This window comes from Flavobacterium lindanitolerans, from assembly GCF_002846575.1.
Lineage (GTDB): Bacteria > Bacteroidota > Bacteroidia > Flavobacteriales > Flavobacteriaceae > Flavobacterium > Flavobacterium lindanitolerans.
In genome coordinates this window covers 894,563-919,057 of the sequence record NZ_PJND01000007.1, presented here as the reverse complement: position 1 = coordinate 919,057, position 24,495 = coordinate 894,563, and the positions used below count along the sequence as shown (strand labels likewise).

Here is a 24,495-nt window from a genome sequence, read left to right as displayed (position 1 = left end):
AGCCTCATCGGGGTCTGTCTTTTCATTAATCTTTAAAGAAAGAAATTATGCTGATTTTACAGAATATTTCCTATACACACTCCAACAAAGAGGTACTGTTCAGCAATATCAATCTGACAGTAAACAATCACAATAAAATAGCAGTAACAGGCAGTAACGGAACCGGAAAATCTACGTTGCTCAAAATTATTGCCGGCGAATTGCAGCCCGTAAGCGGACAACGAATTATTGATGCCCAACCTTATTATATTCCGCAAATATTCGGACAATACAATCATCTGACCATTGCACAGGCGCTGCAAATTGAAACCAAACTCAGTGCCCTGCAGGAAATCCTGAGTGGAAATGTTACGGAAGAAAATTACACCTTGCTGGATGATGACTGGACAATTGAAGACCGTTGTAACGAAGCTTTACAACATTGGCAGCTCACCAACCTGGACTTGTCGCAAAAAATGGAAACATTGAGTGGCGGACAAAAAACAAAAGTTTTTTTGGCAGGAATTTCAATCCATCAGCCAGAATTGGTTTTGCTGGACGAACCCAGTAACCATCTTGATATTTTGGGAAGACAGCTCTTATACGACTTTATCCAGTCTGCAAAAAGCACCTTGATTGTAGTGAGCCATGACCGGAAATTGCTAAATCTTTTAGACACGATTTGCGAACTGAGCAAACACGGAATTAAAGTATATGGCGGTAATTACGAATTTTTCACAGCCCAAAAGGAAATAGAAAACAATGCTTTGAATCAGGATATACAAAGCAAGGAAAAAGCATTGCGGAAAGCCAGAGAGAAGGAACGCGAAACAGTAGAACGACAGCAAAAATTAGACAGTCGCGGAAAGGGAAAACAGGAAAAAGCCGGCGTTGCCAAAATTATGATGAATACGCTACGAAACAATGCCGAAAACAGCACTTCAAAACTCAAAAATGTGCATGCAGAAAAGATTGGCGGCATTTCAAAAGACCTGCAGGAACTCCGTTCTTCCTTGCCCGACATGGATAAGATGCGATTTGGTTTCGACAATTCTTCTTTACATCAGGGAAAAATTTTGTTCACGGCCACAAATATCAATTTTACTTACAGCACACAACCGCTTTGGAACGAAAACCTGAGTTTTCAAATTATCAGCGGAGAACGTATTGCCTTAAAAGGAACAAACGGTTCCGGGAAAACGACTTTAATAAAATTGATTTTAGGGAGCTTTGAACCTCAAACGGGAACCGTTTACAGGGCAGACAACAAATCCGTTTATATTGACCAGGATTATTCTTTGCTTGACAACAAGCTCAAAGTTTATGAACAGGCCCAGCAATTTAATTCTTCTTCCTTGCAGGAACACGAAATAAAAATCAGGCTGAACCGCTTTTTGTTTACAAGAGAAGATTGGGATAAACCGTGCAGTACTTTAAGTGGTGGCGAAAGGATGCGCCTGTTGCTTTGCTGCCTGACCATTAGCAGTCAATCTCCGGATATTATCCTGCTGGACGAACCAACCAATAATTTAGACATCAAAAACGTGGAAATATTAACTGCCGCCATTAACGAATATCAGGGCACTCTGATAGTTGTTTCGCACGATGAATATTTTTTAGAGGAAGTTAAAGTGAATCGGGTTATTGAGGTTATTAGGGGCTGAAGCGCTAAGGTTCTCAGGCACTAAGGAAATATATTGGGGTATGAACTGGTTATCCTTTATAGTTGGGAATTTTCTATTCTGATACTAATTATAATGCAACACAGCGCCTTTGCGAGAAAAATTGCACGCAAAGACGCTGTGTCTTATTGGTTTAATATTGAAGTTAATTCTCCCTTATGCTTTTGGCAAAGGCTGTCCAACGGCAATATCACAACGGTGTCCCGGCTGTCCGTGTGGCGGATTCATCCCCGGTGCGGTAACAACATCAGCATTATTAACCGGAGTTATTTTATTAGGAGTCACTGTAGGCTGGGCTACCGGTTGCGGTTGTGCTACCGCAGTTGGTGCCGGTTTTTGGCCCGGAGGCGAATTTAACGGAGCACCTACCTGAATATCACAACGGTGTCCTGGCTGTCCGTGTGGCGGATTCATTCCCGGAGCTGTTGCCACCGGCTGTGGTTGTACTTGTGGCCGTACCTGTGGTTGAGCCTGCATTTGTTGTGGCTGCACGCTCACCGGTTGTCCTTCAGCAGGAGTTGCTGCTCCATCTGCCGCAACCGCTTCCGTTGGTTCCGCACTTTCCTGTGGCTGTAACTCTTTTTTGCATGAGGTCATGAATAATGAAACTGCCAAAAGTGAGCCTGCTATTATTTTTGTTTTCATGGGTCATTTTTTAGATTAAGATTCCAAATATAAACGTTTCAGCGGATTATCCATGTTAAAAATAAGCCCTAAGCTGTACGCTTCCGGTATGGATAGCTTTGCTTTCTTCACTTTTTCTTCCTTCATAATTCACATTAACATCCAAAAACTGTGTCAGGTTTTTTTGCAGCAGCAAACGCCAGGTCAAATTTTGCCCCGGTTGTAATCCTTCCAGCATCTGATAAGCTACCGGTGACAGCGCATCGCCGCTGAAATCATTCTTGTACAATGAGAATTCGCCATTCATTGTAAATTTTTTCTCTGATGAATAGGTAAATGATGTCCCTACCCGATGTTGTTGTAAGGCTTCCTTATCATTAATTTTATTGTCCTTATCCTGATATTCATAAAATAAATCCCAGCTTGCATTTCTTGAAAACAGATAAGAAATTTTTGGTGCCAGTTGGTAGCCCTTTAATTCAAAATTTTTACTCACATAATTTTCCGAATACAATTCTGATTCGATTGTTTTGCCCATAAATCCTAAAAGCCAGCTTTTTTTGACCAGATGGGCATATTGAATCTGATGTGAACGGTTATTGCTTTCCTGCGAACCTACAGAAAGTAATGTCTTTGCCCTATTTCTCAAATAAGTATAGGTCAGGGAATGGTCTTGTTTCCCCCGGTTATAAAATAAGCTGTTTCTGAAACTGGAATTTAAGCCCAATAAATTTTTCTCGCCCGAAGAAAACGGATTCAGGTCAAAATTATCGCTATCGCGGACAATCTTTCGGTCCACAAGAAAAGAAGTCTGGTTATAGAAATAGGATAAAAATTTTCTGAATCCTTTTTCGTTTTGCCATTGGTTGGCATTCAGTATCACAGACTGTGAAAATTTGTTCTGGTGCGTTTTGATAAAAATCTGGTTGGGAAGAAAAATCCTTACGTATTCTGCCTGGTCTGCAAACTTGGCAACTTCAAACTCTTCCAATTCCTGAATTCCGTTATTGTTATAATCAATCCAGGTGTAAACGCCCCGTCCCGGTTCTACTTTCAGATAGGTAAATTCCTGTTGCGGAATGGTTCCTGAGGTGGTTTCATAGGTTGTGGTAACCTGAATTAACTGGTCAAAATAACGGTCATTATAGAGTAATCTCGAATTTAAGGATGGTTCATTTTTTCTCGTGGGGTCTTCAAATTTCAAATTCCTGTAGTTGACAAACAATGAAAGGTCGCTTTTTTCGGTTTTCATCAATCTTGACTTCAGATAATACGAATTGGACGTATTGACCTTTTTTACAAATCCGTTAACCAAACTGTCATTGGAACGTTGCAGATAGCCCAATTCCACATATACTTTTGTACTATCGCCGCGTCCGGTAAAAAATCCAAACTCATTAAACTTTTGGCTCAAGGCAGAAAACTGTCCGGTTTCCTTAATCTTTTCTTCATTGTCTTCCAGCCTGAAAGTGCCTCCTACCCAGTTCTTACCAAAATGGTAACGCGCCTGTGTCTGGTTTCTGATAAATTTTGATTCGGAGTAATTGCTATCACTTTTTAATATACTCCCGTTGTTCTGAAAAGTAAAATTTTTAAATCGGAAAGAACCGTCAACAACATGTCTGGTACCCGAAAAACTTTCCGAAAAATCAAGTTTTTCCAATTGGTATCTTGCATTTCCTTTATTGGGAAGGATAAAATTCAAACCGGAAATAAGCAGGCTCTGGTTTCCAATCGGATTGGTCAGGTTCCAGTCGCGGTCAAACTCAATCGTAAATAAACGCTCAATGGTTCGGAACTGCTTTTGCACAAATTGATAGTTGGCAAAAGCATCCAGTTGCCATTTTTTTGAAAACAGTCTTTGCTTGGCATAAATTTTTCCGGCCAATCCCTGGTTATCGTTATCGTCTTTTGAAGAAAACAGGTTCAAATCGTTGTTGCTTACGCCTAATTCAAAATCGACCAGTGTTTTTTCGCTTGGCTTGTATTTCCCCAAAATGGTAGCAATCTGGATTTTGGTTGGTGCAACCAATCGGATTATAGGCTCATAATTTCCTTGAGGAATACCGTTTACGGGCGGAACATATTCATATACTCTTCCTATTGTGGCCGTATTCGAAAGCCTGTAATTTCCCTGATTAGCACCTACGAGAGAAAACCGCACATTGTACAACTCATCAGTGGGGTTGTTTGAGAATTCAAAGACCTCAACACCACCAATGGTTGTTTTTCTGTACAATATCTTATTTTCGGAATAGCTGTCTACATAAGCCGATGGTGCTGTCATTGCAGCAGAATTGTCGCCTGCTTCTTTCAACACTTCCACCTGTTCTGCAGAAAGGTTTTGTTGCAGTGGCTGGTTTTTCACGTCATTCTCTGAATATAAATATCCACCCAAGCTCCACTTTTCCTGCTCGTGCATGGCTCCCGCATAGGTCACGAAACGCGTATAGTTTCTATCCGAATATTGATATTCGACATTAATCCTCATTTCGGAAGTAATTGGAAACAGCGAAGTAAAGATAATTTCACCTGCATTGTAATCTATCGTATAATCGTTGTTTTCACCTCGTGTCAACAGGATTCCGTTGACAAAAACACGTTCTGAACCGGAAATAACCAGAATATACAATTCGCCATTAGGTCCTTGCAGCTTGTAGGGTCCCTGGTTTCCTTCTTGTCCTGTAAACGAACTTCGGGCGTATTGTCCCCGAACCAGAGCAGCCGATGCAAAAACATTGGTTTTATTTTCGGGTGTTCCAAAAGTGAAATTAGCCGAAAGCCCTTGTACTTTTTTGTTGAAATTCAGAAATCGGGATTGCCTGTTTTCCAAAAACAAATCACCGGCCCGAATATTCCATTTATCGCTGAAAAGCTCAATAAAAATCTGGTCGAATTCATCCAGTTTTTGCGAATAGCCGCCTTCCTGCAAAGGAATATTACTGTCCTGAATGGAGGCTCTCAAACTCACCTTGTCCGAAATCTTTCCGGTAATCTGCAAATCCAGATTGGAATTGACTACAGAATTCTGGTTATTACCAATCGTAATGCCTCTCGTAATGCTTCCTGATGTGTTTAATCCGTCAAAAGGTTTAAAAGTGCTTATCGGGTCCCGGGAAACTTTATAAAGATTCCCTTTTCCGGCTTCATTACTGACGACACGGCTGTCGTCATAAATGCTGTATTTCCGGGTAAGATATTCAGGATAGCTGAAATAGCGTAGTGTCAGCGTGTCTTCAGATTTGAAATCATTCTTAAAAACAAGTATACTTTTCTGGAAATCAACCTTATAATAAGTTGTATCGATATCATTTCCTTCCCTGTCCTGTAGCTTGAAAAACGAACTGCTAATGCTTACGCTGTCAATACGTACCGTATCTTTTGAAGCCGTAATCTTCCGGTTTTTATACGGCGATTTGACTTCCTGGGCAGAAAGTCCGGAAACAAAGCCTGTTAAAACCAGAAAAAGCAATTTTTTCAACATAAATACTATAACTCCGAAAGCTCAAAAGTAGTATTTATAAACCAATAATTTCAAGAGCCGGGTTCTTCAGAGGCAAGCAAATAAAAATCGGGAGTATCGTAATCCGTTACTCCCGATGACGCGTGGTTTATAAAAAAATTAGTTGGTGGTTTCTTTGGTAACAATCTGCATAGTTTCCCTGCTCACCTGCTTAAGCAATACCTGTTTTCCTTTTTCAACCATTTCTGAAGCTTTTTCATTGAAATGGCGAATGGTATAAAGCGAAACATTTTCATTATAGGAAACTTTGAATTTCTTTGAAAGCACATTTTTCAGGTCGTTGAAATTACCGAATTTGTCTTCAATACAAACCGAGAAACTGATTGCCGAGTTCTGAATCAGGCTCACTTTCATTTTGTATTGGTGCAAAAGCCCGAAAATTTCGCTGATATTTTCTTCCATGATAAATGAGAAATCTATAGAAGAAAGCGAAATAAGCAGCTGTTCTTTTTTTACGATAAAACAAGGCAGGTGCGGTTCCAAATCAGCCCCTTTGCTTACGCTGGTTCCCGGCAATGACGGATTCAGGAATGATTTTACAAACAACGGGATTTCTTTTCGCTGTAGCGGCTGCAATGTTTTAGGGTGGATGACGGTAGCTCCGTAAAAGGCAAGTTCTATAGCTTCGCGATATGAAATCTGGTTTAGGAGTGTCGCATTTTCAAAATATCTCGGGTCGGCATTCATAACACCTGGCACATCTTTCCAGATGGTAACGCTTTCCGCATTCAGGCAATAGGCAAAAATCGCTGCCGTATAATCTGAACCTTCACGTCCTAAAGTCGTTGTAAAGTTATTTTCATCAGAGCCTAAAAATCCCTGGGTAATATTGAGTACTTTTTTCTTTACGTTTTTAGAAATCAGTTTTTGCGTTTGCTCCCAATCTACAATGGCATCACGATAGGTCGTGTCTGTTTTTATAAAATTACGCACATCAAGCCATTGGTTTTTCAATCCCCTGTAATTGAAATAGTGGCTGATGATAGTCGTCGAAATTATCTCCCCAAAGCTGACAATCTGGTCGTAAACAAAATTATAGTTTGGCGATTTGTTGCTTTTCAGGAAGCCTTCCAAATCCGAAAAAAGCTGATTGATGGCTGTGAATACGGCATTTTTATCATCTTCAAACAAATCAAGCAAAATCTGGTTGTGGTATTTCTTGACATCCTGTAGGGACGATTGCAGCTCGGCCGACCTTTCAAAGTAGTTCTTTATGACGACTTCCAAAGCATTTGTTGTTTTTCCCATAGCCGAAACAACAAGCAAGACATCATCATAGCCAACCTGTTGCAAGACATCGTATACATTTTTAATGCCATTGGCATCTTTTACTGAAGCACCTCCAAATTTAAATACTCTCATTGATTTTTGATTTCAGATTTTTGACCTTTGATTTATGATTTTAGATTTCTGATTTTAGATTTTTGACTTACTGCTTATGGCCTATCGCTTTCAGCTTCGCATTCGACTTTTAACTTTCGACCTTAAACTTTTGACGTTCGACTTTCAACCTTAGACTTTTGACCTTTTAAAAAATCATCAATTCCTTGTTCATCCATATGGACAACGCGCCAGTCTGATAAGACTTTTGCTCCGGATTTCTCATAAAATTCGATAGCGGGCGTATTCCAGTTCAGGACATTCCATTCGATGCGGCGTACATTTTCTCTTTCTCCTTCTTTTATAATTTCAGAATACAGTGCCATTCCGGCTCCTGTACCTCTGCTTTTTTCAGTAACAATCAAATCTTCGAGATGGATAGTCTTTCCTTTCCATGTAGAAAATCGGTAATAGTACAACGCCATGCCTATAATTTCACCGTCCAGTTCTGCTACAAAAGTATGGAACAGCGGATTGCTCCCAAAACCATCCCGGATTAAATCTTCTTTTGTCACTACCACAGCTTCCGGCTCTTTTTCAAAAACTGCGAGTTCCTGAATCAGGGCTAAAACGGCTTTCATATCGTTTTCAGTTCCTCTTCTGATTATCATTTCTTTATTCTTTTCTCTGTTTCGATTTTTACAGCGAATATATTAAAAGCTTGTCCAACTGCACAATTCAGGACATTTCTTTTCTCAAAATTCTTTAAATAATCCAATCTTACCGCCTCTTTTAAAGTTGTGCAAAAATAACATTTATTTATATTTATAACATTTGTTTATAATATTTTTTTACTGCCTACTCTAAAATTATAGAATTTATGAACGATATTTGCACCACAACTACAACGATATAGTAATGGAGGAACGCAATAAAACATTAGGGGAATTTATTATTGAAAAACAGGAAGATTTCCAATATTCTTCCGGAGAATTATCCAGATTAATCAACTCCATCCGATTGGCCGCTAAGGTCGTTAACTACAAAGTGAACAAGGCCGGATTGGTAGATATTGTGGGCGCTGCCGGCGAACAGAATATACAGGGAGAGGACCAGCAAAAATTGGACGTTTTTGCCAACGAAACTTTCATACAGACGCTTATCAACCGTGAAATCGTATGTGGTATTGCTTCAGAAGAAAGTGATGATTTCATTACGATTAAAGGTAAGGACGAATGCCACAATAACAAATATGTCGTATTGATGGACCCACTTGATGGTTCATCCAATATTGATGTGAATGTTTCTGTTGGAACCATTTTTTCGGTTTACAGAAGAATAACACCAATAGGGACGCCTGTAACTATAGAAGATTTTCTTCAGCCGGGTGTTAATCAGGTAGCTGCCGGATATGTAATTTATGGCACATCAACCATGCTGGTGTACACTACCGGACGTGGTGTCAACGGATTTACACTGAATCCTGCCATTGGTACTTTCTATCTTTCACACCCAAACATGAAATTTCCAAAAGACGGTAAGATTTATTCTATCAACGAAGGAAATTATGTGCACTTTCCACAAGGCGTAAAAGATTACATCAAATACTGCCAGTTAGAAGAAGGTGACAGACCGTATACTTCCCGTTATATAGGAAGTCTGGTTTCTGACATCCACAGGAATATGATTAAGGGAGGAATTTACATTTATCCGACAAGCTCTAAAGCTCCTAGCGGAAAATTACGTCTTCTGTATGAATGCAACCCGATGGCGTTCCTGGCAGAACAGGCAGGCGGTAAGGCTTCTGACGGTTTTGGAAGGATTATGGAAATCCAGCCAACAGAATTGCACCAGCGTGTTCCATTCTTTTGTGGCAGCTACAACATGGTAGAAAAGGCAGAAGAATTTATGAGAATAGCAAGCGAAAAATAAAAAGCACAGGCATAAAAAAAAGCTCCGATTGGAGCTTTTTTTTATTTATTCATGTGAGTCATTTCGAAAAGGAAAGTGTCCAAATCTACACCCAGGACAAGCAATGAAAGTGCTTTGTCAACAATGTAATGTACGTTTCCTGGAGTAAATCCTAATGCCAGAGCAAATCGGGTAAGGATTTCTTTTTGTTTTGGACCTAAAACGTGGTCGGCATATACCATCCTTGAAAGGTCATACAAACGCTCCAGTCTTTGCGTGTGCAAGTAAGGAGGATTGATTGGGTATTTCATCGGATTGGCAAGAATTTCAGCATACTCTTCAGAAGAAATCTCCAATTGCATGGCCAGTTTGTCCAAGAAGTGTCTTTCTTCCTCGCTTAAGTGCCCGTTTTCCATTGCAACTCTCACGATAGAAGCGAAATGTCCTTTATTTCTATTTTTAAATCCGCTATCAAATAAATCTGAAATTGACATAATTATATATTTTTTGCAAATATAATTCTATTTCTATTTTAACGGCATAAATTGCTGACTTTTCTTAACAGAAATAAACTCTTTCCAAAATATATCGTATGTTTGAAATCCCAATCAAAAATATCTATATATGTCTGAGTTTTGGATTTACTTCAACACAGGATTACGTCATGTTTTAGACATCAACGCCTACGACCATGTCTTGTTTTTAATCGCATTGACAATTCCTTATGCTTTTAAGGACTGGAAAAGAGTATTGCTTCTGGTCACTCTTTTTACTGTGGGGCATACCATGTCATTATTGCTTTCTGTATATGGCTTTGTACAAATCAAGGTCAATCTTGTTGAGTTTCTAATTCCAATCACCATATTAATCACGGCCGTTTTCCATCTTTTTACTGCCGGAAAAAATTCAAAAAAGGAAAGTATCAGCTTTATCGCTATCGTAACGCTTTTCTTCGGAATCATTCACGGATTGGGATTCTCAAATTATTTCAACACCATCCTTCCGGGAAATTCTTCTGACAAATTGCTTCCGTTACTGGAATTTGCATTAGGTATTGAAGCCGCACAGATTATTGTGGTTCTTATCGTGCTGATTCTGTCCTACATTGTACAGACTGTTTTCCGTTTTTCCAAACGCGACTGGACGCTCGTCATGTCTTCTTTTGTTATAGGTGTCGTTATCCCGATGGTTATTGAAAGTGAAATCTGGGGAAGGTAAAAGAAGAAAGCGCCATATCCTGTTAAGTGCGCAATCTTTCTTATCTTTGGATTTTAATTGAATAAACGTGGCAGACACTAAAATATATTTTGCTTCCGACCAGCATTTTGGAGCGCCAACGCCTGAATTAAGTTTTCCAAGAGAGCAGAAATTTGTAGCCTGGCTTGATGAAATCAAAAAAGATGCAACTGCATTATTCCTATTAGGTGACTTGTTTGATTTTTGGTTTGAATACAAAACCGTAGTTCCGAAAGGATTTGTTCGCGTTTTGGGCAAATTAGCTGAAATTCGCGACAGCGGCATTCCGGTTTATTTTTTTGTAGGCAATCACGATTTATGGATGAGTGACTATTTTGAGAAAGAACTTAATATTCCTGTTTACCATACTACAAAAGAATTCACATTCAACGACAAACATTTTTTGATTGGCCACGGTGACGGATTAGGCCCCGGCGACAAGGGCTATAAAAGAATGAAAAAAGTGTTTACCAATCCTTTTTCAAAATGGCTTTTCAGATGGCTTCATCCCGATTTGGGTGTGAAACTGGCACAACATCTTTCTGTAAAAAACAAATTGATTTCCGGAGCAGAAGACGTTCGTTTTTTAGGCGAGGATAATGAATGGCTGGTACAATACTCCAAACGAAAACTGGAAACCAAACATTACGATTATTTTGTATTTGGACACCGGCATCTTCCTATGACTATAAAAGTTGGCGAAAATGCTACCTATATAAATCTGGGGGATTGGATTGGCTATTTTACCTACGGCGTATTTGACGGAACTACTTTCGAACTAAAAGAATACAAATCTTAATTCTGGCAGATTTCATCCAGATAATCTTTTAATTGGATTTGGAACAGGGTGCCTTCTACCAGGTCTTTAATCTGCATCAATTCATTGACGGAAACGGCCAAATCAATCTGTTGCACGGGTGTTTTCAGTAAAAATTTGTGGCATTTTCTTTTGAACTCGCAGGTGTCACAATTAGCATTGACCTCATAGCAAGTCGCATCAATCGTTTCCGCAAAATAATTCAGTTCTTCTTTTGAAAGATAGAAGCCTGTTTCCTTAAAAACCAGTTGTATTTTGTTTTTCAACACCTTCTGCTCTTTTTTCCAATGGAAAGCGACACCAAAGTCATTAAAATAGATTTGCTCGATTTCTTTCATAACTGAATTGTTTCGAACAAATATAAGAATTATTTAAAATCGTTCTAAATTAAATTTTCATAAAATTTTTTCTTGGCGTCTTTGTCTCTTTGCGAGAAAATAATGGCACGCAAAGGCGCAGAGGCGCAAAGTTTCTAATATGCTTACCGTATAGTCTATTCTTTGCCTTTGATATCCCGAAGCCTTAGCTGCAGGCTGACGTTTCCATTAAATTCGTTTTCTTCAAGTGAGTAGACTGCATCGAATGGTTGCTGATTTTGAGTAAGTTCAAACTTATTCCCCATTCCAAATCCTATGGCACCATAACCTTCTGAATCGTCTTGCTTTACAAAAAGCCTCAAGTGGCTTTCATCACTGCCAATTCTTTTTCCGTAACCGGTATCTCTCAAATTTTCCGTCATAAAAACCGGCATCATGTTCATAGGCCCGAAAGGCTCAAATTGATTTAAAATGCGGACAAATTTTTCGGTAATATCGTTCAGGTTGATTATGGCATCAATCAGAATTTCAGGAGTCCTTAACTCTTCCGAAATAGTTTCCGAAATCACTTTTTCAAACTGTGCCTTAAAATTCTCGAATTGTGCTTCTTCCAAAGTCAATCCGGCGGCATACATGTGCCCGCCAAACTGCAACAAATATTCAGAACAGGCTTCCAATGCATTGTAAACATCAAAATCTTTGACAGAACGGGCAGATGCGGCCAGCTTATTGCCACTTTTGGTAAATACTAAAGTCGGACGGTAATAGGTTTCAATCAGGCGTGAAGCCACAATCCCAATAACTCCTTTGTGCCAGTCTTCCTTGTATACCACTGTGGAATATCTGTGTTCTTCCTGATTTTCTATAATCTGGAGTAAGGCTTCTGAAGTAATCTGTTTGTCTAATTCTTTTCTATCAGCGTTAAAAACTTCCAGTTCTTTTGCAAAGGCTTCTGCTTCTTCAATTCCGAATTCTGTGAGTAATTTAACGGCATAATTGCCATGTTTTATTCTGCCTGCTGCATTGATTCGTGGCGCCAATATAAAAACGACATCCGTAATGGTAAGGTTTTTTTTCTTGAGGTTTTGGGTGATTGCCTTAAAACCCGGTCGTGGATTTGAATTAATAACTTCCAACCCGAATTTGGCCAAAACTCTGTTTTCACCCGTTATCGGAACAATATCAGCGCCAATAGCCGTTGCCACCAAATCCAGATACGGACGCAAATCATCTATAGTCTGGTTTCTGTTTTTGGCCAATGCCTGCAATAGCTTAAAACCGATACCGCAACCGCACAATTCGTCATACGGATAATGGCAATCTTCGCGTTTCGGGTCTAAAACAGCAACCGCGTCCGGCAATGTATCTCCCGGCCTGTGGTGGTCGCATATGATAAAATCGATGTTTTTTTCTTTGGCATACGCTACATGGTCTATAGACTTGATGCCACAATCCAGTGCAATAATCAGCGTAATCCCATTATCATCCGCATAATCGATACCTTTAAAAGAAACGCCATAACCTTCGTCATAACGGTCCGGAATATAAGTATCGACATTAGGATAAAAACTTTTCAAATAGGAAGAGACCAATGATACTGCCGTAGTACCATCAACATCATAATCTCCAAAAACCAGAATATTTTCCTGTTTTTCAATGGCCTTTTCAATACGAGCCACTGCCTTATCCATATCTTTCATGAGATACGGGTCGTGCAGGTCTTCTAACTTTGGCCGGAAAAACTGCCGGGCCTGTTCAAAGGTTTCAATACCTCGTTGCAGGAGCAACGTTGCAATAAGTTCATCAATGTTTAAGGAATCCTGCAGGCTTTTAATTTTTTCTGAATCGGGTGTAGGTTTAAGGTTCCAGCGCATGTTTTAAGGTGCTAAGGTGCTAAGGCGCTAAGGTGCTAAGGTCTTAGAACCTTAGCAGCTTAGCAACTCTATTAATGATACAATATTCTAACTTCTACCTTTGCAAAATGACGGAACATTTCCATCACGCCACAATATTTTTCAACGGATAGGTCTACAATTTTCTGAAGTTTGGTTTGGTCGAGATTCAATCCGTAAAAATGGTAATCGACACGAACCGTATGGTAAAATTTCGGATGTTCTTCCGTCAGGTCGCCTTCCACTTCAATCGTGAAGGTATCAATATCCACCTTCATCTTTTTTACCAGAGAAGCAATATCAATTCCGGTACAGCCTGCCAAAGAAGCCAGCATCATGGCTTTTGGGCGAAGTCCGTCGTCATGTCCGCCATATTCCGGATCTGAATCCATTTTTATTGTTCCTCCGGGATTGGTGGCTTCAAAAGCCATGTCGCCCAGCCATTTTGTAGTTACGTGGTGTGTTGCCATAGTTTTATCCAAAATTATTGCTTGTCTGATTTAAAAGAAAATAAATCAACAGATTATCTATATAAATAAAATTTTCATCTTTCAACTGTAGAGAAAATTGCCGGATAGTCATAAATCTCTTTAAATTGACTCTCGCTATTTCTTTCTCTTCATAATATATTTTAGCAAAAGGGTTTAACAAAATAATCCAAGTTTGAGAAAGTTTAAATTTGATATTCCCCGAAAACATAATTTCGTTACGTGATAGAAACAATATAGTTGCTAAAAGATCTTTATTCTGATAACGTATCAGATACTTATCATCCCACATTCCACTTTCAGATACTTCAATCAACAGATTATCGTCTTTATCAAAAACAGAAATCAAATCTCCCCTAAACCATCGATGATTAAATTTTGAATACAGGAGCAGCTCATTATTTTTATAGACATTTAACCCGCTGTAAAATTCACCTTTTATTGTAAACTCCATATTTTAAAGGCTAAAATACTTTCTTAAGAAATATTTTTGACGAGTATTATTTATTGCTTTTTCCTCCAACAATAACAACAATTTCGCCTTTTGGAGGTTTGGCTTCAAAATGTTTCAAAACTTCTGTAGCTGTGCCGCGAACCGTTTCTTCATGCAATTTGGTCAATTCGCGTGAAACCGAAACCGGCCGGTCAGCGCCAAAATATTGGATAAATTCTGCCAAAGTCTTAACCAATTTATGAGGTGAAACGTATAAAATCATGGTTCGGGTTTCTTCTGCCAAAGCCAGAAAACGTGTCTGCCTTCCTTTCTTGTCCGGCAAAAAACCTTCAAAAACAAATTTGTCATTTGGCAGGCCGCTGTTGACCAAAGCCGGAACAAAAGCAGTTGCTCCGGGTAGACATTCTACTTCAATATTATTTTCTACACAAGCCCGTGTCAGCAGAAAGCCCGGATCAGAAATAGCAGGCGTACCAGCATCCGAAATCAGGGCAATCGTTTCACCTGACTTTAGTCTTGCAATCAGATTTTCCACCGTTTTATGCTCGTTGTGCATATGATGGCTCTGCATGTGCGTTCCAATCTCGAAATGTTTTAGCAGCTTGCCGCTGTTGCGGGTATCTTCTGCCAGAATCAGGTCGACTTCCTTCAGGACTTTTATAGCCCTGAATGTCATATCTTCAAGATTCCCGATAGGTGTTGGAACTAAATATAATTTTGACATCCGGATTATTTAAACTTGTTCTCTACCACTTCAAGGAAACGCTCGGCATAATCTTCCTTGCCTTTCCATTCGTTATAGTCCGGCTTTACTAAATCTTCGATAAAATTCTTAGCATCCTGGAAAGTATCAAAGGTGTTCAACTGTGACAGTACCCTGTTGAAATCTTCATTACTACCGCCAAAAAGATGGTTTACAAAACCAACCCTGTCGTTTAGCCCAATCGTAATTCCTTTGGTTACTTTTTCAACAGCCGGTTTTGGAGTTTCCGCAACAGGCTCTTCTATCTTTTGAGGCTCTTCTGCTTTGACTTCTTCTACAATTTCTTCTTTTACTTCTTCCTTGGTTTCTTCTGCGACAGGCTCTTCATCGTGGTCATGCCTGTGCTTTTCTTCGATTTCCGCCTTTACAAATTCAAGGTCTTTATAATCCGAACCTAAGAAATCCTCAAAAATTATCTGGTGTCCTGACTCTTTTGCTACTTCTTCAACATCCTCCTTTTTATCAAAAGCCAATTCAAAAGCCGGTTCTGCCAATTCTTCTTTTGCTTCTTCTTTTATTTCTTCAGAAGCTTTTTCTTCCTCCTCTTCTTCAGGTTCTTCTATTGCGGGTTCTTCTTCCTCTTCTTTCTCAACAGGTTCCTCCTCTTCCATTTCTTCATCAGAAAGTTCAATTTCGCCCACTACCACTTTTTCCTGTTCAGATTCCGGTTCATTAGCCACTTCCTCTTCTGCCTCTTTTATTTTTTCAGCAGTTGTTTTTTCTTCTTCAGGCGCTTTTTCTTCCTGTATTTCTTCTTTTGGTGCTTCTTCTATTGTTTTTTCAGCTTCCAAAGCAATTTCTTCCTGTACATCCATTTCAATTTTTCCAGGAACCTCATCATTATCAAAAGCGGTTTCCAAAACTTCATAAGCCTCAGACCTGCCAATTGTTGGCTGCGACCCTGTAAAATTCTCTTCTACAAACAGCAATACAGATAGTTTTTCATACAATTTTTGGCTTTCCTGATGGAGCTGAATCAATTCAGATTTATTTTTCAGCTTCAAAATCCTGTGTGCTATGCTGATTAACTCGGCCTCTAATTTTTTCTTCATAACTTTTGATATTATATTGAGTAAAGCAAGGGTTTTTTAATAAATTTGTTTTCAGCACAAAGTAAAAAAAACTAATCCTTTTTAAGGCTGAAAAATACAAAATGTTTCTCGAAAATACAGTAAATCATAAAGAACAATTTGGCTGGATTGAAGTAATCTGCGGTTCAATGTTTTCGGGAAAGACCGAAGAGCTTATCCGCCGTCTGAAAAGAGCACAATTTGCCAAGCAGAAAGTAGAAATTTTCAAGCCTGCAATCGATACGCGCTACCATGACGAAATGGTCGTTTCGCACGATTCTAACGAAATACGCTCAACTCCGGTTCCTGCTGCCGCCAACATCCGCATATTGGCTCAGGGCTGTGAAGTGATTGGCATTGACGAAGCACAGTTTTTTGACGATGAAATTGTTTCGGTCTGCAATGACCTCGCCAATTCCGGAATACGCGTGATTGTGGCCGGACTGGACATGGATTTCAAAGGCAATCCTTTTGGCCCGATGCCCGCTCTTATGGCTACGGCAGAATATGTCACAAAAGTCCATGCCGTATGCACCCGCACCGGAAACCTTGCCAATTACAGCTTCCGAAAAGCCAATAACGACAATTTGGTGATGCTTGGCGAAACAGAAGAATATGAACCTTTAAGCCGTGCAGCCTATTTTAATGCGATGAAAGAATTACAGGAAAAAGAAGAAGGCTTTTTTGCCAAAAAGAAAGAAAACAAATAATTGTTTCAGACATAAAATAACCCGTTTTCCTTTTTGTTTCTATTATCATTCTTCCTGTGAATCGTCTAAAATCGCTACCTTTAACCTAGCTTTAAAAAGAAACCAAATTGAGCCTGAAAATTCAACATATTGTTCCTGAAATACAAGCCCGTCTTTCAGGAAATCCAGACATTGAAATCACCAATGTTTCCATAGACAGCCGCTCGCTGCAAAACAATTCCGGAACTTTATTTTTTGCCCTTTCCGGACAAAATAATGATGCACACAGCTATATCCCGGACCTTATCGGTAAAGGTGTACGCAATTTTGTTGTCAACCATATTCCAAAAGGACTGGAAAACAAGGCTAATTTTCTGGAAGTAAACAATACGCTGCAGGCATTACAGGACTTTGCTTCCTATTACAGAAAAAGCTTCCATTTTCCAATCATCGGGATTACGGGAAGCAACGGAAAAACCATCGTAAAGGAATGGCTTAATTTTCTGTTGAGTCCGGATTACAACATCATCCGAAGCCCAAAAAGCTACAATTCGCAAGTTGGCGTACCGCTTTCGGTAATTTCTATAAATGAAAAACACAATCTTGGGATTTTTGAAGCCGGTATTTCCACCGTACATGAAATGGAAAAACTGGAAAAAATCATCCAGCCTACCATTGGAATCCTAACCAATATAGGTTCTGCCCATGATGAAGGCTTTCAAAATCAGGAAGAAAAAATCAAGGAGAAACTGTATCTTTTCGAACATTCAGAAGTCCTGATTTATCAAAAAAACACTCTTGTCGATTCGCTTATCAAGCCAGACATCAAGACTTTTTCGTGGAGTCTTGACAATAAAGAAGCATCAGTACACATTTCGCAAAAATCGGTTGCAGGGAAAACCCAATTGACCATCACTTATGATAAAATTTCTTTTGATGCCGTGATTCCTTTTCAGGACAAAGCGTCTATCGAGAATGCCATAAACTGCCTGATGGCTATGCTTTATTTGGGCTACCTGCCGGAAATTATACAGGAAAGAATCCAGCTTCTGTATTCTGTTGAAATGCGGCTCAAAGTGAAAAACGGAATCAACAATACCGAAATCATTGACGACAGCTATAGTTCCGATTACCAATCGCTCAGAATTGCCCTGGATTTTCTGGAACAGCAAAAACAATACAAGAAAAAGACAATTATCCTTTCGGATATTTTCCAAAGCGGATTGCCCACAGACGATTTATACAAAAGAGTTTCAGAACTCATTGCTTCCAACAAAATAGACCGTGTTATTGGCGTAGGAGAAGAAATAGGCACTTATTCCGGCAGTTTCAAAAATATCATTACCTATAAAAATACGGATGAACTGATTGCCGACTTCAAAAACCTGAATTTCGCCAACGAAACCATATTGATAAAAGGAGCCCGTATTTTCCAATTTGAGAAAATCGCTTCCTTGCTCGAAGAAAAGACCCATGAAACGGTTTTGGAAATCAACCTGAACGCCATCAGTCATAATCTGAATTTTTTCAGGTCAAAGCTAAAACCCGAAACCAAACTTATGGTTATGGTTAAAGCTTTTGGTTATGGCAGTGGCGGTTTTGAAATCGCAAAACTTCTGGAATATCATAAAGTAGACTATCTGGGGGTTGCCTTTGCAGATGAAGGTATTGCCTTGAAAAGCGCAGGAATAACATTGCCAATTATGGTGCTTAATCCTGAAAACACGAGCTTTGGTGCCATAATCGAGCACAATTTAGAGCCTGAAATTTATTCCATAAAAGGATTAAGGGCCTTTTTGAAAATAGCCGAACAGAGAAACCTGCAACAGTTCCCAATCCATATCAAACTGGACACCGGAATGCACCGTCTTGGCTTTCAGGAAAATGACCTTCCGGAATTGATAGATACGCTCAGAGGAACTTCCTACATACAGGTAAAAAGTATTCTTTCACATATGGCAACCAGTGACGACCTGGAGCACCACGATTTTGCGAAATCACAGATTGCCCTTTTTGAAAAATTATCATCCCGATTGATGCAGGAACTTTCTATAGAGCCAATCCGTCATATCCTAAATACCTCCGGTATCAGCAATTATCCGGAAGCCCAATACGGAATGGTACGATTAGGAATAGGACTTTATGGAATTTCCAACGACCCGTCGGAAACAAAATATTTAGAAAACGTAGGAACCTTAAAATCCATAATCTCACAAATAAGAACCATACAGTCTGGTGAAAGTGTTGGTTATGGCAGACGGTTTATGGCTCAAAAAGAAACCCGAATCGCTACAATCCCGATTGGTTATGCCGACGGAATTCCAAGAAGTTGGGGGAATCAGCTGGGTTATGTGCTAATAAAAAATGAGAAAGCCCCAATTGTAGGCAGTATCTGTATGGACATGCTGATGGTGGATGTTTCTGCAATTGATTGTCAGGAAGGCGACCCGGTTGTAATTTTTGGAGAAAATCCGAATGTTACCTACATTGCTGAAAAACTGGGAACCATTCCATATGAAATATTAACCGGCATTTCGCATCGCGTCAAGCGTGTTTTTTACAGAGAATAGCACATTTTTTAAAAAGCCGGCGTTGAAATGTTAAAATATTTAACTACTTTAGCTAGTAACAAAAACCAATTTATTTAATAATCCTAAAATCAAATAATTATGGGAATGGTATCTGAATTTAAGGCCTTTGCACTGAAAGGCAATGTTGTAGACCTGGCTATTGGTGTCATCATTGGTGCCGCTTTTGGAAAAATTGTCAGTTCTTTTATTGAAGACGTGATAACGCCGTTATTGCTAAAACCGGCTCTTGAAGCTGCTAACCTTTCCAGAATTGAGGACCTTGTTATTTTCGGGTCTGTCAAATACGGTATGTTCCTTTCTGCCGTAATTAACTTCCTTATCGTAGCGTTCGTTCTTTTCCTGGTTGTGAAAGGTATTAATGCTGCCAGAAAAAAAGAAGCCGAGGCACCTGCTGCACCACCTGCTCCAACCAATGAAGAAAAGCTGTTGATGGAAATCCGCGATGCGTTGAAAAACAGACCGTAATTAGCCAATACCGCTATACTATATATTCTAATTAAACCGCCTGAAAAACAGGCGGTATTTTTATAAAATATAATTTTATATAACAATTTGTTATATTTTTATAATTCGTTTTTTCAATAACTTTATTAGCTACTTTTGCATTCATAAAATCAGTTTTAACCACTTTAAAAAATAAAATATGAGAGTTGCTGTTGTTGGCGCAACCGGAATGGTTGGCGAAGTAATGCTTCAAGTTTTGGCAGAAAGAAATTTCCCTGTAACCGAATTAATTCCTGTAGCTTCTGAAAAATCAGTAGGCAAGGAAATTGAATTTAAGGGTAAAAAGTATGCCGTTGTCGGATTGGAAACAGCCGTATCAATGAAGCCGGACATTGCCTTATTTTCTGCCGGTGGTGAAACCTCATTGGCATGGGCTCCAAAATTCGCAGAAGCCGGGACTACCGTAATCGACAACTCATCTGCGTGGAGAATGCACGCCGACAAAAAACTGATTGTTCCTGAAATCAACGCTTCAGAACTTACAAAAGAAGATAAAATTATTGCCAACCCAAACTGTTCAACCATACAAATGGTTCTGGCTTTGGCACCTTTGCATAAAAAATACAACATCAAAAGAATTATAGTTTCAACCTACCAGTCTATTACCGGAACGGGAGTAAAAGCTGTACAGCAACTTGAAAATGAATATGCCGGCACTAAAGGTGAGATGGCCTACAAATACCAAATCCATAGAAATGCCATTCCGCAATGTGATATTTTTGAAGACAACGGATACACCAAAGAAGAAATGAAACTGGTTCGCGAAACTCAAAAAATATTAAGCGACAAAACGATTGCAGTAACCGCTACAGCTGTTAGAGTGCCTATCGTAGGGGGACATAGTGAAGCTGTGAATGTTGAATTTTCTAATGATTTCGATGTAAATGAGGTAAGACGAATTCTACATGAAACTCCGGGAGTTGTTGTTCAGGATAATACCGATACGTTTACTTACCCGATGCCTCTGTATGCACAAGGAAAAGACGATGTTTTTGTGGGAAGAATCCGCCGGGACGAATCACAACCGAACACGCTAAACATGTGGATTGTTGCTGACAACCTTCGCAAAGGTGCTGCAACCAACACTATCCAGATTGCAGAATATCTGGTTGCTAACGGCTTGGTATAAATCATTTTTGAAATAAAAATTAAGGTACCGCCTGTTTTGACAAACCATAAAATTTGTTAAAACGGGCGGTATTTTTTTTCACTTTCATACATTTGCATTGGAATGAAGAAGAAGTTTGCCATAATAAATCTCTCTTTGATGATTGCAGTATTGTTTTCAATACTGTTTCAATCCGTTCACTCCTATGAGCATTTCTTAAGTGGAAAAGCAGCAACAGTAAGCCAGTCAGACGACAATGGCCATACTAAAATCCAAACTTTAGACCACGACCACGAAAAATGTTTTGTCTGCGAATTTACGCTAAGCAGTTTTATCGCGACAGAAACCTACACTTTTGATTTATTTGTCCCTTTTAAGGCAGTTGCCTATAACTTTGCTTCTGTAGAATCATCTGAATTCTTTGCCGGAAGCCTGTATTCACATCGCGGACCACCATCTAACTGCTAATTAACGAAAAGAGCAATGCTCTTCTTTCGGACGGCTTCATTCCCGAAGCACGTCTTAATTATCATTTTAGATTTTTTCAAAATGCGCTATATCTTATTTTTTGTTTTCCTCCTGGCAGGAAACCAAACTCGTGTATATTCCCAACAGGTGTTGAGCGGAACGATTACCAACGAGAAAAAACAACCTTTGGCAGGAAGCCACATCCATGCCGGAACTTTTTTTGCAACTACTGCTGTTGACGGCCGTTACGTAATAAACGGAATCCCGCAGGGAAACATTCCGGTCACTATCGAATATCTGGGTTACAAGATCCTGGATACTATAATCGCCATACAAAATGACCAAGTACTGGATGTTTCCCTCCAACCGGACGTATCGCAACTGTCTGAAGTAGTGCTAAAAAAGACCGTTTCCGAAAAGAACGCCTCAACACAGGAACTCAAAGCTAATGTGCTCGAGAACTACAGCAGCGAGAGTCTGGGCGATGCGCTTAAGGAAATTAGCGGTATTTCTTCACTAAAAACCGGGAGTACTATTGTCAAACCAATTATTAACGGATTGCACAGCAGCCGTGTATTGATTATCAACAACAATGTGCGTCTTGAAGACCAGCAATGGGGAACCGAGCACGCTCCGAATATGGATGTCAACACGGCCGGGAAGATTTCCGTAATCAAAGGTGCTTCCGGGCTGCAATATGGTGGCGATGCCATTGGCGGAACCGTAATTGTAGAACCTGCCCATATCCCGGTAAAAGACACCATTTTTGGAAAAACCATTATTAACGGTGCTACCAACGGACGAGGCGGCAGTATTTCTTCTTCGCTTTCCAAAGGCTATGAAAATGGCTGGAACTGGAACCTTCAGGGCACTTTCAAATATTTTGGAGATTTTGAAGCACCGGATTATGTACTTTCCAATACCGGAAACCGGGAGAAAAATTTTTCCGGAAATGTGGGCTATAAGGGAGAAAACCAGGGTTATAGTTTTTTCTACAGTTATTTCAATGCTGATATCGGTATTTTGAGGTCATCACATATCAGCGGTATGTCTGACCTGATTCGGGCTATCAATAGCGGACAGCCCCAAATTATCAGGGATTTCACTTATGATATTAACGCACCCAGACAGGAATTACAGCATCATTTAGGAAAAATAAATTACTATACTTTCTTTTCTGACGCCTCAAAACTGTCTTTGCAATATTCTTTCCAGTTCAACAACCGTAAGGAATTTGACCTGAGAAGAGGTGATGACCGCGACAAAGCAGCTGTTGACCTCGACCTGATGACACATTCTTTTAATGCCGATTTTGAAACCAATTCTTCAGAAAAGGTAAAATACAAAGCCGGAATTAGTGCTGCTTATCAAAACAATGCGGCGAATACAGGAGACACACAGGTTCGTGCCCTGATACCGAATTACAACAAATTTGATGTGGGAGCTTATGCTGTTGCCAGCTACCAAACCAATGAAAATCTGGTTTTGGAAGCAGGCTTACGCTACGACTTTAGCCATATTGATGCCAAGAAATATTATTTGAAATCGCGATGGACGGAACGGGGTTACGACCGTGACTTCAGCGACATCATTATTGGTGAAGAAGGACAGCAATGGTATACGAATCCTGTCTTTACCTATCATAATTTTTCAGGAAGTCTGGGTGCCAAATACCAACTCAACGACAAGCTGACGTGGTTTTCCAACATTGGAATAGCCAGCAGAAATCCAAATCCTGCCGAATTGTTCAGTGACGGACTGCATCATGCTACCGGACAGATTGAACTTGGCGACCTGAGACTGAAACGCGAAGTGGCGCTTAAAATGTCAACGGCACTTCATTATGCCGGTGACGGTTTTGCTTTTGAAATCAATCCCTATTTCAACACTATTTCCGATTTCAAAATCCTGATTCCTACAACCATCATCCTGTCCAACCGCGGACCATTTCCGGTTTGGGAATACAGACAGGTTGATGCCAGAATGTTAGGAATTGACCTCACTGCAGATTATGATTTCGCCAAAAACCTCAACTGGCATTCAACTGCCGCTTTTGTATATGGCGAAGATGTGACAAATGACAGACCTTTGATTGATATGCCGCCGTTGAATCTCAATAACACTATAAGTTTTAAGAAGGAAAATTGGAATCATCTGGTGCTGGGAATTAAAAACGAAACTGTGTTTACACAGCACCGCTACCCTAACAATGACTTTTATGTGGATGTAACCGATTCCGGCGAACCTGTCAGTACGCTGGTAAAAATAAGCAGACCGCCAAAGGGATACAGCCTGTTGCATTTTAACTCCGAAATGAGTTTTGATGTTTTGAAAAAATCTAAAATGACCATCGGATTCAATATCCAAAATCTTTTGAACACGAATTACAGAGATTACCTCAACAGAACGCGCTACTATGCAGACGAGTTGGGCAGGAATTTCAGGATTCAGGTGAAATTAAATTATTAATCTTTTAAACCATTATCTTATGAACGTATTTAAATTTTTATCAATGGGCTTAGCTGCCATAACACTTTGTGCTTCCTGCAGCAACGACGACAGCAATCCTGTAAATGAAGAAGAAGTAATCACAACGCTTACCGCTACTCTAACAGGCGGTGGCCAAACTATTACCCTGACCTCCCGCGACCTTGACGGTGCGGAAGGACCAAATGCTCCGGTAGTGACGGTATCCGGCAATCTGGCAACAAACACAACCTATAATGGTTCTCTGACTTTGCTGAATGAAGCTGCAACGCCAACCGAAAGTATCACCGAAGAAATCCTGGAAGAAGGCCATGAGCACCAATTCTTCTTTACAGTTTCAAATGCCCTGGCGACTACTGCCTATGCTGTTCCAAATGATGTTAATGGCAAACCGATTGGCCTGAACTTTACGTTTACGACAAACGCTACAACAGGAAACGGCCTGTTTACCATAACTCTTAGACACGAACCAAATAAAAATGCGGAAGGTGTGTCTTCCGGAAACATCACCAATGCCGGAGGAGAAACAGACATACAGGTAAGTTTCCCTATAACGGTAGTTGCTCCATAAT

General features: G+C 39.8%; 22 protein-coding genes. 11 read left to right on the top strand and 11 right to left on the bottom strand.

Features of this window, described 5'->3' with window-relative positions; genetic code table 11:
• Positions 1-47: 47 nt before the first annotated feature.
• Positions 48-1,643, top strand: coding sequence for a ribosomal protection-like ABC-F family protein (gene abc-f / locus B0G92_RS04050; RefSeq protein ID WP_101471174.1), 1,596 nt, complete (start codon positions 48-50; stop codon positions 1,641-1,643).
• A 174-nt stretch (positions 1,644-1,817) separates the two neighbouring features.
• Here the strand turns inward: abc-f and B0G92_RS04045 are convergent, their stop codons facing one another.
• The 4 genes from B0G92_RS04045 to B0G92_RS04030 all read right to left on the bottom strand — a co-directional run bounded on the left by B0G92_RS04045 (position 1,818) and on the right by B0G92_RS04030 (position 7,799).
• The gene (locus tag B0G92_RS04045; protein WP_101471173.1) at positions 1,818-2,306 is read right to left on the bottom strand and encodes a hypothetical protein; all 489 of its coding nucleotides are present in this window, start codon (positions 2,304-2,306) and stop codon (positions 1,818-1,820) included.
• 55 nt (positions 2,307-2,361) lie between these two features.
• Positions 2,362-5,769, bottom strand: coding sequence for a hypothetical protein (locus tag B0G92_RS04040; protein WP_101471172.1), 3,408 nt, complete (start codon positions 5,767-5,769; stop codon positions 2,362-2,364).
• 138 nt (positions 5,770-5,907) lie between these two features.
• Complete coding sequence (locus tag B0G92_RS04035) at positions 5,908-7,170, bottom strand: aspartate kinase (RefSeq protein ID WP_056067797.1); 1,263 nt, start codon at positions 7,168-7,170, stop codon at positions 5,908-5,910.
• Between the two features lie 122 nt (positions 7,171-7,292).
• Positions 7,293-7,799 carry a GNAT family N-acetyltransferase gene (locus B0G92_RS04030; protein ID WP_101471171.1) on the bottom strand — a complete coding sequence of 169 codons (507 nt, stop codon included), beginning with the start codon at positions 7,797-7,799 and terminating at the stop codon, positions 7,293-7,295.
• Between the two features lie 247 nt (positions 7,800-8,046).
• Here B0G92_RS04030 and fbp point away from each other — a divergent pair, with 247 nt between their 5' ends.
• Positions 8,047-9,060 carry a class 1 fructose-bisphosphatase gene (fbp, locus tag B0G92_RS04025; protein WP_056067792.1) on the top strand — a complete coding sequence of 338 codons (1,014 nt, stop codon included), beginning with the start codon at positions 8,047-8,049 and terminating at the stop codon, positions 9,058-9,060.
• Positions 9,061-9,101: 41 nt separating this feature from the next.
• Here the strand turns inward: fbp and B0G92_RS04020 are convergent, their stop codons facing one another.
• Positions 9,102-9,533, bottom strand: a complete 432-nt coding sequence (locus B0G92_RS04020; protein WP_056067790.1) for a tellurite resistance TerB family protein — start codon at positions 9,531-9,533, stop codon at positions 9,102-9,104.
• A gap of 130 nt (positions 9,534-9,663) precedes the next feature.
• Between B0G92_RS04020 and B0G92_RS04015 the strand changes: the two genes are divergently transcribed.
• Together B0G92_RS04015 and B0G92_RS04010 are read left to right on the top strand one after the other, a co-directional pair.
• Complete coding sequence (locus B0G92_RS04015) at positions 9,664-10,257, top strand: HupE/UreJ family protein (protein ID WP_056067789.1); 594 nt, start codon at positions 9,664-9,666, stop codon at positions 10,255-10,257.
• A gap of 67 nt (positions 10,258-10,324) precedes the next feature.
• Positions 10,325-11,074, top strand: coding sequence for a UDP-2,3-diacylglucosamine diphosphatase (locus B0G92_RS04010; protein WP_371417538.1), 750 nt, complete (start codon positions 10,325-10,327; stop codon positions 11,072-11,074).
• Here B0G92_RS04010 and B0G92_RS04005 read toward each other — a convergent pair.
• The 6 genes from B0G92_RS04005 to B0G92_RS16585 all read right to left on the bottom strand — a co-directional run bounded on the left by B0G92_RS04005 (position 11,071) and on the right by B0G92_RS16585 (position 16,058).
• Entirely contained in the window at positions 11,071-11,430 is a 360-nt protein-coding gene (locus B0G92_RS04005) for a hypothetical protein (RefSeq protein WP_056067785.1), read from the bottom strand. The two genes, B0G92_RS04010 and B0G92_RS04005, sit on opposite strands and share 4 nt — an antisense overlap.
• A gap of 155 nt (positions 11,431-11,585) precedes the next feature.
• Positions 11,586-13,283 (bottom strand): single-stranded-DNA-specific exonuclease RecJ, encoded by a 1,698-nt coding sequence (recJ, locus tag B0G92_RS04000; protein WP_101471169.1) that lies wholly within the window; start codon positions 13,281-13,283, stop codon positions 11,586-11,588.
• A gap of 71 nt (positions 13,284-13,354) precedes the next feature.
• Complete coding sequence (locus B0G92_RS03995; RefSeq protein ID WP_101472020.1) at positions 13,355-13,771, bottom strand: OsmC family protein; 417 nt, start codon at positions 13,769-13,771, stop codon at positions 13,355-13,357.
• A 4-nt stretch (positions 13,772-13,775) separates the two neighbouring features.
• On the bottom strand, positions 13,776-14,243 hold the full coding sequence (locus tag B0G92_RS03990) for a hypothetical protein (protein ID WP_101471168.1): 468 nt from the start codon (positions 14,241-14,243) through the stop codon (positions 13,776-13,778).
• Positions 14,244-14,289: 46 nt separating this feature from the next.
• The gene (gene rsmI, locus B0G92_RS03985) at positions 14,290-14,967 is read right to left on the bottom strand and encodes a 16S rRNA (cytidine(1402)-2'-O)-methyltransferase (protein ID WP_101471167.1); all 678 of its coding nucleotides are present in this window, start codon (positions 14,965-14,967) and stop codon (positions 14,290-14,292) included.
• A gap of 5 nt (positions 14,968-14,972) precedes the next feature.
• Positions 14,973-16,058 carry a hypothetical protein gene (locus tag B0G92_RS16585; RefSeq protein ID WP_121366402.1) on the bottom strand — a complete coding sequence of 362 codons (1,086 nt, stop codon included), beginning with the start codon at positions 16,056-16,058 and terminating at the stop codon, positions 14,973-14,975.
• Positions 16,059-16,159: 101 nt separating this feature from the next.
• Between B0G92_RS16585 and B0G92_RS03975 the strand changes: the two genes are divergently transcribed.
• From B0G92_RS03975 to B0G92_RS03945, 7 genes are all read left to right on the top strand, one after another.
• Positions 16,160-16,786, top strand: a complete 627-nt coding sequence (locus B0G92_RS03975) for a thymidine kinase (RefSeq protein ID WP_056067776.1) — start codon at positions 16,160-16,162, stop codon at positions 16,784-16,786.
• A 107-nt stretch (positions 16,787-16,893) separates the two neighbouring features.
• The gene (locus tag B0G92_RS03970; protein ID WP_101471166.1) at positions 16,894-19,335 is read left to right on the top strand and encodes a bifunctional UDP-N-acetylmuramoyl-tripeptide:D-alanyl-D-alanine ligase/alanine racemase; all 2,442 of its coding nucleotides are present in this window, start codon (positions 16,894-16,896) and stop codon (positions 19,333-19,335) included.
• A gap of 99 nt (positions 19,336-19,434) precedes the next feature.
• Positions 19,435-19,821 carry a large conductance mechanosensitive channel protein MscL gene (mscL, locus tag B0G92_RS03965; RefSeq protein ID WP_101471165.1) on the top strand — a complete coding sequence of 129 codons (387 nt, stop codon included), beginning with the start codon at positions 19,435-19,437 and terminating at the stop codon, positions 19,819-19,821.
• 178 nt (positions 19,822-19,999) lie between these two features.
• Positions 20,000-20,989: an aspartate-semialdehyde dehydrogenase gene (locus B0G92_RS03960; RefSeq protein WP_101471164.1), complete on the top strand. Its 990-nt coding sequence runs from the start codon at positions 20,000-20,002 to the stop codon at positions 20,987-20,989.
• 102 nt (positions 20,990-21,091) lie between these two features.
• A complete protein-coding gene (locus B0G92_RS03955) occupies positions 21,092-21,436 on the top strand; it encodes a hypothetical protein (protein WP_101471163.1) in 345 nt (114 codons plus the stop codon).
• A gap of 81 nt (positions 21,437-21,517) precedes the next feature.
• A complete protein-coding gene (locus B0G92_RS03950; RefSeq protein ID WP_101471162.1) occupies positions 21,518-23,905 on the top strand; it encodes a TonB-dependent receptor in 2,388 nt (795 codons plus the stop codon).
• A 19-nt stretch (positions 23,906-23,924) separates the two neighbouring features.
• Positions 23,925-24,494, top strand: coding sequence for a hypothetical protein (locus B0G92_RS03945; protein ID WP_056067755.1), 570 nt, complete (start codon positions 23,925-23,927; stop codon positions 24,492-24,494).
• Position 24,495 lies beyond the last annotated feature (1 nt).

What these genes read in the sequence shown, in the direction of transcription:
- abc-f (WP_101471174.1), top strand. Translation starts at nt 48, where the DNA reads ATGCTGATTTTACAGAATATTTCCTATACACACTCCAACAAAGAGGTA.
- B0G92_RS04045 (WP_101471173.1), bottom strand. Translation starts at nt 2,306, where the DNA reads ATGAAAACAAAAATAATAGCAGGCTCACTTTTGGCAGTTTCATTATTC.
- B0G92_RS04040 (WP_101471172.1), bottom strand. Translation starts at nt 5,769, where the DNA reads ATGTTGAAAAAATTGCTTTTTCTGGTTTTAACAGGCTTTGTTTCCGGA.
- B0G92_RS04035 (WP_056067797.1), bottom strand. Translation starts at nt 7,170, where the DNA reads ATGAGAGTATTTAAATTTGGAGGTGCTTCAGTAAAAGATGCCAATGGC.
- B0G92_RS04030 (WP_101471171.1), bottom strand. Translation starts at nt 7,799, where the DNA reads ATGATAATCAGAAGAGGAACTGAAAACGATATGAAAGCCGTTTTAGCC.
- fbp (WP_056067792.1), top strand. Translation starts at nt 8,047, where the DNA reads ATGGAGGAACGCAATAAAACATTAGGGGAATTTATTATTGAAAAACAG.
- B0G92_RS04020 (WP_056067790.1), bottom strand. Translation starts at nt 9,533, where the DNA reads ATGTCAATTTCAGATTTATTTGATAGCGGATTTAAAAATAGAAATAAA.
- B0G92_RS04015 (WP_056067789.1), top strand. Translation starts at nt 9,664, where the DNA reads ATGTCTGAGTTTTGGATTTACTTCAACACAGGATTACGTCATGTTTTA.
- B0G92_RS04005 (WP_056067785.1), bottom strand. Translation starts at nt 11,430, where the DNA reads ATGAAAGAAATCGAGCAAATCTATTTTAATGACTTTGGTGTCGCTTTC.
- recJ (WP_101471169.1), bottom strand. Translation starts at nt 13,283, where the DNA reads ATGCGCTGGAACCTTAAACCTACACCCGATTCAGAAAAAATTAAAAGC.
- B0G92_RS03995 (WP_101472020.1), bottom strand. Translation starts at nt 13,771, where the DNA reads ATGGCAACACACCACGTAACTACAAAATGGCTGGGCGACATGGCTTTT.
- B0G92_RS03990 (WP_101471168.1), bottom strand. Translation starts at nt 14,243, where the DNA reads ATGGAGTTTACAATAAAAGGTGAATTTTACAGCGGGTTAAATGTCTAT.
- rsmI (WP_101471167.1), bottom strand. Translation starts at nt 14,967, where the DNA reads ATGTCAAAATTATATTTAGTTCCAACACCTATCGGGAATCTTGAAGAT.
- B0G92_RS16585 (WP_121366402.1), bottom strand. Translation starts at nt 16,058, where the DNA reads ATGAAGAAAAAATTAGAGGCCGAGTTAATCAGCATAGCACACAGGATT.
- B0G92_RS03975 (WP_056067776.1), top strand. Translation starts at nt 16,160, where the DNA reads ATGTTTCTCGAAAATACAGTAAATCATAAAGAACAATTTGGCTGGATT.
- mscL (WP_101471165.1), top strand. Translation starts at nt 19,435, where the DNA reads ATGGGAATGGTATCTGAATTTAAGGCCTTTGCACTGAAAGGCAATGTT.
- B0G92_RS03960 (WP_101471164.1), top strand. Translation starts at nt 20,000, where the DNA reads ATGAGAGTTGCTGTTGTTGGCGCAACCGGAATGGTTGGCGAAGTAATG.
- B0G92_RS03955 (WP_101471163.1), top strand. Translation starts at nt 21,092, where the DNA reads ATGAAGAAGAAGTTTGCCATAATAAATCTCTCTTTGATGATTGCAGTA.
- B0G92_RS03950 (WP_101471162.1), top strand. Translation starts at nt 21,518, where the DNA reads ATGCGCTATATCTTATTTTTTGTTTTCCTCCTGGCAGGAAACCAAACT.
- B0G92_RS03945 (WP_056067755.1), top strand. Translation starts at nt 23,925, where the DNA reads ATGAACGTATTTAAATTTTTATCAATGGGCTTAGCTGCCATAACACTT.